The 12446-nt window shown below is 49.6% G+C and carries 12 protein-coding genes; all 12 read right to left on the bottom strand.

Features of this window, described 5'->3' with window-relative positions; translation table 11 throughout:
- Window positions 1–9: 9 nt before the first annotated feature.
- The 12 genes from F3H20_RS10835 to F3H20_RS10780 all read right to left on the bottom strand — a co-directional run bounded on the left by F3H20_RS10835 (window position 10) and on the right by F3H20_RS10780 (window position 12350).
- Window positions 10–1095: a PTS fructose transporter subunit IIC gene (locus F3H20_RS10835; RefSeq protein WP_149734949.1), complete on the bottom strand. Its 1086-nt coding sequence runs from the start codon at window positions 1093–1095 to the stop codon at window positions 10–12.
- Window positions 1096–1117: 22 nt separating this feature from the next.
- On the bottom strand, window positions 1118–1429 hold the full coding sequence (locus F3H20_RS10830) for a PTS fructose transporter subunit IIB (RefSeq protein WP_149734948.1): 312 nt from the start codon (window positions 1427–1429) through the stop codon (window positions 1118–1120).
- A gap of 19 nt (window positions 1430–1448) precedes the next feature.
- On the bottom strand, window positions 1449–1904 hold the full coding sequence (locus F3H20_RS10825; RefSeq protein WP_149734947.1) for a PTS sugar transporter subunit IIA: 456 nt from the start codon (window positions 1902–1904) through the stop codon (window positions 1449–1451).
- Window positions 1879–3099, bottom strand: a complete 1221-nt coding sequence (locus F3H20_RS10820) for a BglG family transcription antiterminator (protein WP_149734946.1) — start codon at window positions 3097–3099, stop codon at window positions 1879–1881. Before F3H20_RS10820 ends, F3H20_RS10825 begins: the two co-directional genes overlap by 26 nt.
- Window positions 3024–3686 carry an HTH domain-containing protein gene (locus F3H20_RS10815; protein WP_149734945.1) on the bottom strand — a complete coding sequence of 221 codons (663 nt, stop codon included), beginning with the start codon at window positions 3684–3686 and terminating at the stop codon, window positions 3024–3026. Before F3H20_RS10815 ends, F3H20_RS10820 begins: the two co-directional genes overlap by 76 nt.
- Window positions 3687–3984: 298 nt before the next feature.
- Window positions 3985–4638 carry an HAD family hydrolase gene (locus tag F3H20_RS10810; protein ID WP_149734944.1) on the bottom strand — a complete coding sequence of 218 codons (654 nt, stop codon included), beginning with the start codon at window positions 4636–4638 and terminating at the stop codon, window positions 3985–3987.
- A 75-nt stretch (window positions 4639–4713) separates the two neighbouring features.
- Window positions 4714–5679 carry a Gfo/Idh/MocA family protein gene (locus tag F3H20_RS10805; RefSeq protein ID WP_149734943.1) on the bottom strand — a complete coding sequence of 322 codons (966 nt, stop codon included), beginning with the start codon at window positions 5677–5679 and terminating at the stop codon, window positions 4714–4716.
- Between the two features lie 57 nt (window positions 5680–5736).
- A complete protein-coding gene (locus tag F3H20_RS10800; protein ID WP_149734942.1) occupies window positions 5737–6591 on the bottom strand; it encodes a MurR/RpiR family transcriptional regulator in 855 nt (284 codons plus the stop codon).
- A 216-nt stretch (window positions 6592–6807) separates the two neighbouring features.
- A complete protein-coding gene (locus tag F3H20_RS10795) occupies window positions 6808–8106 on the bottom strand; it encodes a SpoVR family protein (RefSeq protein WP_149734941.1) in 1299 nt (432 codons plus the stop codon).
- Window positions 8103–9275 (bottom strand): sporulation protein YhbH, encoded by a 1173-nt coding sequence (gene yhbH, locus F3H20_RS10790; RefSeq protein ID WP_149734940.1) that lies wholly within the window; start codon window positions 9273–9275, stop codon window positions 8103–8105. Before yhbH ends, F3H20_RS10795 begins: the two co-directional genes overlap by 4 nt.
- A gap of 42 nt (window positions 9276–9317) precedes the next feature.
- Window positions 9318–11246 (bottom strand): PrkA family serine protein kinase, encoded by a 1929-nt coding sequence (locus F3H20_RS10785; RefSeq protein ID WP_149734939.1) that lies wholly within the window; start codon window positions 11244–11246, stop codon window positions 9318–9320.
- Window positions 11247–11708: 462 nt separating this feature from the next.
- Window positions 11709–12350 (bottom strand): lactate utilization protein, encoded by a 642-nt coding sequence (locus tag F3H20_RS10780; RefSeq protein WP_149734938.1) that lies wholly within the window; start codon window positions 12348–12350, stop codon window positions 11709–11711.
- Between the last annotated feature and the right edge of the window lie 96 nt (window positions 12351–12446).

The raw sequence follows: 12446 nt of genomic DNA, 5'->3' as shown, positions 1-12446 counted from the left end.
CCCTGTAGGTTATTTTACAATAATCCCCGACAAATCCACCTCTTCCTCCAAATCCTCTGCCAGACCTATTTCCTGCTCCTGAGGAGCATCCTTTTTTAAAGCGACTAAGAGCAACGCCGTAACCAGGCTGCCAACTGCTAAAGCAATCAGGAAGCCCAGCGGATTATGCATGGCCGGAACAATGAACATCCCGCCGGAAGGAACCGGTGAACCTACGTCCAGCAGCATAATCAAAATACCACCGATAGCCGCGCCAAAGGAGCAGGAGAAAATAACGCGAATAGGATCGACTGCGGCGATGGGAATGACGCCTTCTGTAATCATGCAAATTCCCATGGGAAAGGCTATTTTGATATTGTCGGCTTCACTTTTGCTATATCTTGATTTCTTAATCAGCCAGGATAAGGTCACACCAAACGGTGGGATCATGGAGGCACAGATTTTTATTGCTTCCGGTCCGTAGATTTTATCAATTAATAGTCCGTCGGCAAACAAAGAAGCCACTTTATTTACCGGACCGCCAAAATCAAAGGCGGCCATGGCCCCCATAATAGCGCCGAATACTGCTTTGGAACCGCCTTGCATACTATCCAGCATTTCTCTTAAAGCAAAAGAGGCTGAGGCAATCGGTCTGCCAATCACAAAAAACATAATAAAACCTACAATCAGCGACGCCAGCAGCGGGACAATCATCATCGGCATAAGCCCCTGAGCCCAGACAGGAACCTTGATATGACGTTTGAGGAAATTGACGCACCAGCCGGCCAGGTAACCGCCCAGCATGCCCCCCAAAAAGCCGGCGCCCATAGCATTGGCGATCATCCCCATCAATAACCCCGGCGCAATCCCCGGCCGGTCGGCAATCGAGTAAGCAATGGCCGCCGCCATGACGGCCGGAATGAGTCCCATACCGTATACGCCCAAAGTGACTGCCGCTTCCCACAAACCGTAAGCTTTCTTGTAGTCACCAATCAAACTGGGATTGCCGCCGGCTATATTCCCGATAGCAATCAACAGCCCTGAAGCCACCACCAGAGGGATCATGTAGGATATTCCCGTCATTGCATGCTTTTTCAACTCTAAATTTTTTAACACAGCCTTGACCTCCATTCATTTTTTATAGTCCCAGCTCGGCCTGAATCTTGTTTAATAAAGCTTTGGGAGATTTAATTACAATATGGGTAGGCACTTCCACAAGCCGTTTTCCCTGAAACCGCTCCTTGCCGCCTACCTTAATATCCGCAGCAATGATGACCACATCGGCTGCCGCAATATCCTTGGCCGACAGCTCATTTTCGGTGCCAATGGTGCCCTGTGTTTCAATATGGATCGTGTGATTAAGAGCTTGAGCAGCCTTGACCAGTTTTTCTTTGGCAATATAGGTGTGGGCAATCCCCGATGTACAGGCTGCAATGCCAACAATTTTCATGGTATCTCCTCCATTTTCCTTAATTTTCCGCACTAAGAATGGTGATGATTTCTTTAGCATCGTTACCGTTAAGCAGAGCGGTCACAATGTCTTCATCAGCCAGCTTCCCCGCGAATTGACCCAATAAGCGTACATGGACGGTCGTGCTGTCGGCTTCTCTTACGGCGAATAAAATAATGCAGCGGACAGGTTCATCATCCAGCGACTCCCACTCAATCGGTCGCTTGGTCCGGCCAATCGCCAGTGAAGTCCTTAATACGCTTTTGGATTTGCCGTGAGGAATGGCAATCCCACCTCCTATTCCGGTTTGTCCGGCAGCTTCTCTCACATAAACATCGTTTATAAAATCCTCCTTAGAAGCTAAAACACCTGATTGCATCAGCATATCAGCCAGCGCATCAATCGCTTCTTCTTTGCTGGCAACATCCAGTTCCAGGTTAATTCTGTTTTCATCGATTACTGTGGATAGATCCATTTATTGTCCCTCCCGTGTAGTCCTCTTGCAGCATGCGGTACAGCGTACCCATCACCGTGTCTGGCACAGCTTCCTTTTCTCCCATTAGCACGAGTAACTTCGTTTTGTTCTTACTATCGCTCCGTCTAAGGATCCGGACGCTCCGCTGAGTAGCGGTACGATACAGACATAGTTCCAAAGCTTCATGGATGGCCAGACAGTCTACCAGCGTGGCCTGGGAAAATTCTTTGCTTATCTCATTCCGACTGCTTTGCTGGTCATCTTCGATAACCTCCGTCGCCTCCGTAATGAGTCCCCGTTGCCCGGTGACAAAAGATTCTCTTATCCTTTTCTCATCGGCTTTATTAAACAAAGCGCTTACATACGCTACCGGTTTATCCAGGGAAACATCCAGTTTCACGGTGGAAATGATCAAATCAACCACTTCCAGCTTCATATCTTTTTCCAGATCTTTAGCCGAAACAATATGAGTAATATTCCATTCGGGAAAATGATTTTTGATCCGTTTTTCTAACAGATGCGAGGTTCCCACCCCTGTGGAACAGACAATCATCACCTTTTTCTTGCTGATCGCCTCTTCAATGGCAGACTGAAAATACACGACTAGGTAACTGATCTCCGCTTCATTAATATAAGGCAGCCTGTACTGCAGTCTTATCTTCCAAATGACCAGTTCTAATAACAGCATGACTTCGGGAAATTCTTCTTTGATTTGATCCAGCAAGGAATTTTTAATTTCTATATTGTAAATAATCCGGTTCATCATAGGCCTTAAGTGGAGCAGCAACGCCTGATATAAGGACGGGCTAAAGGCAAATGGTATCGGACAAATCCGCCCACTCAGCCTAATCATCTCTCGGGCTATTTCCTCTAGCCGCTGATCCACTTCATCCGGTTTATTATCCGGCTGAACAGTAATACCGCCGGAAGAAGTCAAGTACCGATAAATGTAAAATACCTCTTCCTGGTTGACCTGAATAGAAAATATGTCTTCCAGCCAGCGGGCTATTTTTTGCGACACGCTATAAAAGGAGGAATCATACTGATTGGCTTCCGCCTGCAGCCCGGCGTAAATCGTTTTGCCGTTTTTCGTCCGGTAAATGAGAATTAATATATGGGTCACCAGATTGATATAATAAGGTTCCGCAATCCGGAATTGCAGCAGTTTTTCCGCCTTTTCAATAATCGCTTCCACCTGACTGACAGGATATGTCCCAAAATGCTCTTCCAGCTCCAGAATCGTTTCCGGTCGATTCGCGCCGGTTCCTCCTGAAATACATTTTTTGAACCAATCAGCGCGTTTAAGATATCGACCATGGCTTTCCGGATGTCCATTTCCGAACCAACCAATTGCGTCCCCTGGGTATCCTTTTTGAGACGCAAATGATACTTGCTTAATTTTTCTTCCACTACTTTTAAATCATTGGCAATGGAAGTTTTGCTGACAAAATATTTCTCCGACAGCGACTGAATGGATAGCTTATCTTTAGTGCCCTCCAGCAGTTCAAACATAATCTTCGCTCTTCTGTATTCAACAGATAAATCGTGGCAGGAATCTTTTGATAAATCATAGTCACGAATTTGCTTTTCCGGAAAAATACGGATTCCCTTACCGGACATTTTTTCCAGCTTAACGCCGCTTTCTTCTAGTACCAGCAAATCATTACGTACCGTCTTAGTCGAGCAGCGGCATAAGGCGGCGATTTTTTTAACAGGCATAAAATCATCCATCGACAGCAAATATTTCAGAATTTGTTTTTGCCGTTGTTGTAATTCTTTCATCTGATTTCCTCCCGTTTTTCTTACAAGCCCATTGTAGCATCGTCCGGTAAATTCAGAAATAACAAAACATTGCCACAATAATGATCCTGTTTTAGTATGCTAACAGTACACCTTGCCTGATATCCGTTATCTTACTTACGGGGATTGATATTGAATAACTATTCAGGCCATTTTTCAACTTTAAAACAGCAAAAAATCCCTGGCTATAGCAAGGTATAACGCAGGGATTGCTTAATTAGGCCATATTAGATTTTCACTTTTAGTTCAATTGTCAGAAATATTTTCATCGGGATATCGCTTACGCCAGCTTCAGCAGCTCGCCAGGCTGATAAATCACCATTTTGGCTCCATTTTCCCGCAATTCCGGTTCCTCGCGGAAGCCCCAGGCGGCGCCGACAGCGTACATACCGGCGGCGGTGGCGGTTTGCATATCCACGCCGGAATCGCCGAGATAGAGATATTCCGCCGGCTCGATGCCGGACAGTTTGACAATTTCCAGGGCTGCCCCGGGGTCAGGTTTCTTCGGCACCCCATCTCGGGCACCGTAGACAAAATCAAAGCGGGTGCTGCCGAAGTAATGCTCAATAATCACTTTAGTAAAAGAGTCGGCCTTATTGGACAGTACTGACAGGCGAAGTCCTTTCGCCGCTAATGCCGCAAGCAGTTCTTCAATTCCCGGATAAGGACGGGTCTTTTCGTGCCAGCGGCAGCCGTATTCCTCATGCAGTCCTTGCAGGCAGCGTGCTACCATATCCTTGTTTTCTTCTTGCCCGGCAGGTAATACCCGTTTCACCAGCCTTTCCATGCCATTACCGATGAAATACTTGTATTTCTCGGTATCATGCACGGGAAAGCCATGTTTGGACAAAACCGCATTCATGGAATTGGCCAAATCGTCCAGTGAATTCAATAAGGTTCCGTCTAAATCAAATAGAACGGCTTTATAGTTCATATTCATATTCCTCCTATGTATCTCTTCTAGCTTTGCCGCATCAGCCGTTCCTCATCTTCTGAGTCATACAGTCCGTTATTCAAACGGATACTGTATATTCCACTGCCGCCGGACTTCATCCATAATGTTCATAACGTCCAGCGACAGATCCAGATAACCGCCTTCGCCGCGAGCGACACATTGGCTGATGGCCGCCACTTCATAAGCCAGAGCCTGCTCCGTATCGCCGTCCGCTACTACTTCGCTCCGGCCGTCCAGATATTGAATCACCGCCCGGTCGGCCCGGGGGAAATTATCAACGGTAATAAAACCGGTCTCGCCGGCCACAACACCCCGCTTAGGCATTTTGGCCCGCATGGTCAGCGCCACCACTGCCATTTCGTCCCTGTTATTTTTCAGAATTATGCCCGATTGTTCATCTACACCGGTTTCAAACGGTTTCATAGTCGTTAAGATTTCCTGCGGCGGCGCCGACAAAAAGTAACGGGCAAACGACAAAGCATAAGTGCCGATATCGAGCAAAGCCCCGCCGGCCAATTCCTTGCTAAAAAACCGGTTGGCCACATCATACTCTTTACAACTGCCGAATGAAACCTGAATCATTTTTAAACGGCCGATTTGGCCTGACTGAACGATTTGCCGCAGCTTGGCGTACAGCGGCATATGATAGATGGTCATCGCTTCGGCCAGAATGAGGTTTTTCTTCTTAGCCAAAGCGGCCGCTTCCTGCAGTTGCCGGCTATTTACTGTGATCGCCTTTTCGCACAATACATGCTTGCCTTGTTCCAGGCTCCGCATAATATACTCATAATGGTGACTGTGCGGCGTCGCCAGATAGACAATATCCAAAGCTTCATCCTTAAGCAGCTCATCGTAGCTGCCATATACTTTTTCCACCGCATACTGTCCGGCGAAAGCTTCGGCCTTCGCCAACGACCTGGCTCCCACGGCATACACACCGCCATTCACCGCCTGAAGGGCTTTAGCGAAATCAGCCGCGATATTGCCTGGACCAAGAATGCCCCAACGCAAGTTAATCATATTCTCACTCCCGTCTAAAATTATACTGCTATTCTCCGGCACCGTTTATGCCAAACCTTAGGTCTTATCATCGGCTATGGTCTGTTCATGGAGGGCAATGCATTCCTGGGCACCGGCCTTGCTGCTGGCCAGCAAAAAGAAGAACGTCTCCATCACTGCCATAGCTGCCAGCCTGGTAAAGGCAAAGCTGAAATTAGGGAAAAACAGCCGTTCCCGGGCCACAGTGTGAATATGATAAGGACACCGTAGCGCCAAAGAGGATTTGGCATAATTGGTTATAGCCAGAACAGCCGCGCCCCGTTCCTGCGCCCGGTCCACTAAGGTCAACAGTTTCTTGGACTCGCCGGAGGCAGAAATGGCAATCACCACATCCTCTGCAGTTAACGTGTGCGCCATAGCCATCTGACTTTCCCAGATGGGGGAACACAGTGCCGTTATTCCCAGTTGATTGAGCTTATAGGCCCCATCCAGCGCCACCGGAATGGTGTTTCCCAGGGCCGCAAATAAAACAAACCGTGATTCTTTAATACGGTCGACCATCGTCCGGACTTCTTCCAGCGGGATATTATATAACGTTTGTTTGATCTCCTCACATTTATTAACCACAATGTTGTGCAGTGACTGCTCCAAGTCGTCCATATGAATCGTACCGGAAGGCTGCTTTTCCTGCACCACCGCCGATTCCCGGGCAATCCGGATCTTTAGATGCTGAAACCCCTGACAGCCGCATTTTTTACAAAACCGAATAATGGTGGCATTGCTTGCCGCACTGAGTTCCGCCAACTCTGAGACAGTCATATCAATGACCTGCTCCGGCTGGGCCAGAATATAGTCGGCCACCCGTTTTTCCGCCTCAAATAACTCGTGATAACAGGAAAAAATCTGGTCAATAACCGATACTCCCTTGGCCATCACACCGCCTCCATTCCTCTGCTAACGGTTCCGGCGCAAGTGTTAAGCCTATGGCCGCCCAAGCTCCGCCGCTCCGGTTAGCTGCTGACTTAAGCATAGCAAAGAAATATTTTTTCGTCAATAAATCATTGAGAAAAATTTTATTCCCCCGTAAATCAGTACGGCAAAAAAAGAACCTGACCTTTTTGGTCAGGCTTAGTGGTCCATCAACACGCCTTACAACCTTCCTTTAATCTCCGGCGTCTCGTCACTGCTTAACTGTCTGGCCTTGCCGTCAATAACGGTAGGCAGCTTCACTGTGCCGCCCCAAAGGCGGGCGGCGTATTTCAAGGTTTCCCGGGCATAATTCATTTCCAGTTCCCGGCCGTCATATTGATGCTCCAGAATGAGCGCGCCCTGGTCGACCTTCTTCGGTGTGATGACAGGAATACCGCCCACCCCGGTTGAACCGGCCAATTCATCTCTAACCTGTTTCCAGCCTTCCTCATCAGGCACCTCAGTGACTACTATATCATCACCCTGTTTCTGATAAACGAAAAGGTGCAGCTCCTCGCACAGTTCCCTGGTCAGGTAGCGCCGCAAAAACGACTGATCCCGTTCCTCGGCCCGAACCCGGAATATCTGCTCGCGGCCCAGCGTCTTATCGAGGTATTCAAATAGCTTGAAGCCGATAAAATACGGATTGACCCGGCCTTGATGGGGCCGAATTACCAGATTGTGCCGCTGCAGGAACTCCAGGTGCAGCGCCTGAGGCAGCTCCAGCTTTTGCAAAAGCTGATAGTGCCAATAGCTGGCCCAGCCTTCATTCATAATCTTGGTCTCGATTTGGGGAATAAAATACAGCGATTCCTCACGAACCAGACTTACCAGGTCCCGTTCCCAGTCGGTCAGGCGTCCCCGCTCGGCCAGGAAGCCCAGCAGATCGTTCTGCAGCCGCTCCGGTATGGCTTCCTGCGCCTCCCGGCGCAGCGTATCCCGGTCAGGCAGCTTGCCCGGTCCGTTACGGGAGGTTTGAAACCGCAGGGCATGAGCGGCATCTAAAACCCGCTCCACCGCCTCGGGGCCGATGCTGGGGTCCTGAATGTAAGCGCGCACCCGGTCGGCATGGGCTTTAAAAACCTCCAGCGTCAGTTCAGCCCGGGTATCACGGCGGAACAGGCGGTTGTTCTTAAAAAAGTCATTATGCCCGTACACATGGGCCATGGTCAGAATCTGCAGCAGCAGCGTATTATCCTTCATAAGATAGGCCAGGCAAGGGTCGGAGTTGATGACCATTTCATAGGGCAGTCCGCTCAGGTTGTGCTGATAGAAGGTCTTTTGCCGCTCATATGCCTTGCCGTAGCTCCAGTGGGGATAATGGGACGGCATGCCCACATAGGCTTCATAGCAGAGCATATCTTCGTAGCTGCAAATCTCAAAATGCTGTTCGTAGCAGTCAAGTCCGCTTTCCCGGACATATTCCTCAATGCGCCCGTTCCAATCGGTCAGTTGCTGCAGCGTATATTCCGCCGTCATGGCGCCTCACCTCCCGCCCCTTCTTTCTCCAGAATCCGTTTAAAGGCCGGCCAGACATCTTCCTTGGTCTGCATCTGCGCCATGATGAAATTATCCTGATTCAACTGCTCCTGAAATTTGCGGCGAATGGTGCTGTAGCCATAATGGGCCGCCACTTCGCCATAACCGAACAGGTTGCATAATTCGCACAGCCTCCCGGCCAGCTCGACGGCCTTGACGTCGTCTTGCTCCCAGTTGTCGCCGTCGGAGCAGTGAAAGGCGTAAATGTTCCAGACTGCCGGATTGTAGCGCTCCTCGATGATCTCCAGTGCCTTGGCATAGCCGCTGCTGATAAAGGTGCCGCCCGATTCTCCTTTATGGAAAAATTCCTGCTCGTCCACCTCTTTCGCCTCCGTCGTATGGGCGATAAAAACCACCTCGACCTGCTCGTAGCGGTACCGGACAAACTGATATAACAAGAAGTAAAAGCTCCGGGCCAGATATTTACGGGTCTGGTCCATCGAGCCCGACGTATCCATGATGCAGATAACCACTCCGTTGGAGTTGCGGCGAACTTCAGTTTTCACCCGGCGATAACGCAGATCGTCTTCAATAAAGCCTTGCCGCTCCTCACTCTCCTGTATGCCTTCCGCTGCCCGCAAGCCTGATTTGATCCGCTTGATTTTTTCCGTCAGTGTCCGCTTTTTAGCCAGCCGCGGCGGAATGCCCTTCTTCTGATAGCCGGACAGCTTAACCTTCCGCTCGGTTTCCACCACCGAGAATTTTTTGCGCTCCATATCAGGCAGTTGCAAATCCTCGAACAGATATTGCACCAATTCATCCAGGGTAATTTCCGTTTCAAAAATATCCTCGCCGGCCTCATTGCCCGCCTGAGCACCCTGACCCGGCCCCTGCGGCTCTCCGTCCTGGCCGACAACCTGCCCCCGTTGTTCGCTGCCGCTGCCCGAACCTGTCCCCGGCGTATTCTTACCGTAAATAAACTGGTATTCCTTGATTCCCTTAACCGGTATTTTGATCTTTTTATTCCCGTCCTGGCCGATGATGCTTTCCTCGGCAATAATGCCGCCCATGTTTTTCTTAATGGCTTCCTCCACCAATTGTCTGTGCCGCTTCCGGTCCCATTGCGAACGGTCAGATGAGGTGAGGCTTCCTTCTTTGAAAAGAGCCATGCTTGCTTCCTCCTTTCTCCTGACGGCAGCCCGATTCCGGTATTAATCCTTCCAAAGATTATTGGCGGCGTATTTTAAAATGACATTGCAGCAATGATCGCAATAGCCGTTTCGTTTCATTTCCTCCACCATGGCGTTATACTTCCCGTCCTGTTCGCCGTCGCGCACTCTGGCTTTGGTTACCACGCGCGATAGTTCTTTCACCGAAACGGTCAGCTTCTTCTCTATAGCTTCCTTAAGCGGTTCATAACTGCGATAGTCGATCTTGGCACCGTTCCTCAACAGGGAAAACATATAGGCCGTCACATCCTGCCGGAACCCAAGGGCCGCCGTACCGCCAATGCCGATCTGCTCTTCAATGGATTGCAAAAATTTCACATCCGGCTCCAATTCCTCGCCGGTGTTGCGATCCTTGATCTTGGTGGCATTGACAAACGCCTCGGCATGGTCCAGGTAGTTGTTGAACAGGCTTTCGGCCTGCTCCTGGTAGCCGTGAATAAACGCCTTGGTCACTTCTTTTTCCAAAATCTTGTTGTATTCTTTTTTCAGCACATCCTGCAAGAAGCTTAGGTACCGCTTCCTTTCATCGTCAGCCACCGCCATATCCTTCACCGCCTTGACCAGCGTATCCAGCACGGCAATCGGATTGATGCAGTCGTTTTCCGCTTCGGCCAGCGCGGCCCCCAGCGCTTTCATAATAAACCGGGTGGATATGCCGCTCATGCCTTCCCGCCTGGCTTCATCCCGCAGTTCGGTCATATCGACTTTCTTGGTAGAGCCTTTCTCCACAATTTCCTCACCGTTGTAAATTTTCAGCTTGGTCAAAGCATCCACCTTAGCCGACGGTGTCAGCCGGCTGAGAATGGCGAACATGGAGGCCACTTCGATGGTATGCGGCGCGATATGGGCCGCAAAGGAACTGTTTTTCAGGATCTTGCGGTAAATTTTGACCTCCTCATCCAGTTCCAGGCAATAAGGTACCTCCACCTTGACAATCCGGTCCAGAATAGCTTCGTTGGTGTGGTCTGATTTGAAACGGTTCCATTCCGATTCATTGGAGTGGGCCAGGATGATTCCGTCAAAGTAAATCATCGAACCCTTGCCCGGTGAGGGAATGGATTTCTCCTGAGTGGCGGTGATCATGGTGTGCAGATACTCCACATCATTCTTAAAGACTTCAATAAATTCCACAATGCCCCGGTTGCCCACATTGAAAGCCCCGTTCAGGGCCATAACCCGCGGATCATCTTCGGCATACAGGTCCATCTTGGATATGTCCACCGAACCGGACAGTACGGAGGTATCCTGGTTGTTGGGGTCTACCGGCGGCACCACCCCGACGCCTTTGCGGGAACGGATGGAGAATTCGGACATGGTAACGGGAAACTTCTCATATTCTCCGTGAAATTCATGCTTTAACCGGTGACGGCAAACGGGGCAAAGATCACCTTCTATTTTTATGCCCAGCAAGTCTTCAAACTGGGGCCTTAAGTGTTTGGGTATTAAATGCAGCGGTTCTTCCCGCATCGGGCAGTCCTGCAATACATAGATGGGCGGACTCATTTCCAGCGCTTTTTTCAAAGCCTCCATCAAGGACGATTTACCTGCACCGACCGGTCCTACCAGATAGAGCACCTGGCGGGCTTCCTCCCCTTTCAGGGCCGCCGAGTGGAAATAGCGCATCAACTGCATGATACTCTTGTCAATCCCGTAAAAATCATTGGCAAAGAAAGCGTACCGTTTCAGAACCGTACTGCCATGAATCCGCTTCAGCCTGGGGTTTTCCTCCGTTTTGACCGCCTCGGCGCCAGGACCGGACAACAGTTCATACATGCGCTGGTGAGCCAGCATAGTCACTTTCGGGTTTTCTTTGACAATCGACAGATAATCCAGCAAGGTACCGCTAAACTGCTGATGCTTCCTTTCACTGCGATCTTTTTGAATCATACTGGCAAAATCAAAACCATTCATACGCTGACCCTCCTTTTAGTTCCACAAATTATCATCAATCTTGTTTTTTCAAGAACAAGTGTTACGTTTTGTTCACTACGTAAATACACTTGTCCTTAATTACACTTTATCAAAATTCATCCAATCTGTCTATTATTTAAATTATGGTAATCCCCTTAGCCCACCGTAAAAGCCGGCGAGCTGTTTACCTCACTTATCCGGTTCATTCATTACCATGAGCGGCAGAGTTAGCTTCCGGGCAAGCAAAATCCCCTGCGGAAAACCAAATGGCTGGTTTTTCACAGGGGATTATATTACCGAGGGAACCGCTGATGTAATGAGCCTGCCAGCCTGGCGAGAAATTTTTTCGGCTGGCAAGAAAATAAAACCTTGAAATAGCGGTTCCTATTTCAAGGTTTTGCAGACGCAGTCAGGTGGAAAAAGATCCGCCTGGCTGCGCAGTGTGATCAGTGATTCCCTAAATTAATAACCGCCGTTTTCGCCCACTATGACCACTGTCATATCCGTTGCCACCGGTTTTCTTCTGATGACCGAATAAACCCGGCAAATACGAGTGGGCCCCTGACAGTCCATGCAAATCCCGGTTTTAGTGCAGGGATTGGGGATGTCCAGCCGTTTGTTGTTCATGGGCGAAGCAATAGTCTCCAGCCGTTCAAAAGCTGCCGCTTCATCCTGGCATACTTTATTGATGCCCAGCACCACGATCACTTTTTTCGGACCAAAGCTGAGCGCACTCACCCGGTTTCCCATCCCGTCGATGTTCACCAGCCTGCCGTCTAAGGTAACCGCATTGCTGCTGCACAGATAGAGGTCGCTAAGCAATTCCTCTCTGGCCACTGCCACCCTTTCCTCCCGTGTCAGCTCCGGTGTGCCATGATCCAGTACCGTGCCGCCGGCAGCCTGCACCTTATCCTGTATGCCCATGTCCTTGATAGTCATCGAGCCGCCGAATCCCACCTTCATACCTGGACTTACCTGCTCCATGATGAAATCGGCCGCCTCCGCCAAGGTAGCCACATACCGGGCGTCAAAATCATTTTTCTGCAGCGCCGCCACAACCCGCTGGCCGACAGCCGCCTGATGCCATTGCTTTACAGTTTCCATGTTGTTCCTCCTTATATGTTGCTATTATAATAGTACCTGCTGACAAGCCGCTTAACAAGAACTTACCAATTAGTGGGTTACTATCCTAAAAGATAC

Origin of the sequence: Propionispora hippei DSM 15287 (genome assembly GCF_900141835.1) — a bacterium.
GTDB classification, from domain to species: Bacteria; Bacillota; Negativicutes; order Propionisporales; family Propionisporaceae; genus Propionispora; species Propionispora hippei.
The sequence above is the reverse complement of the archived record's forward strand: the minus strand, read 5'-3'. Positions and strand labels throughout refer to the sequence as shown.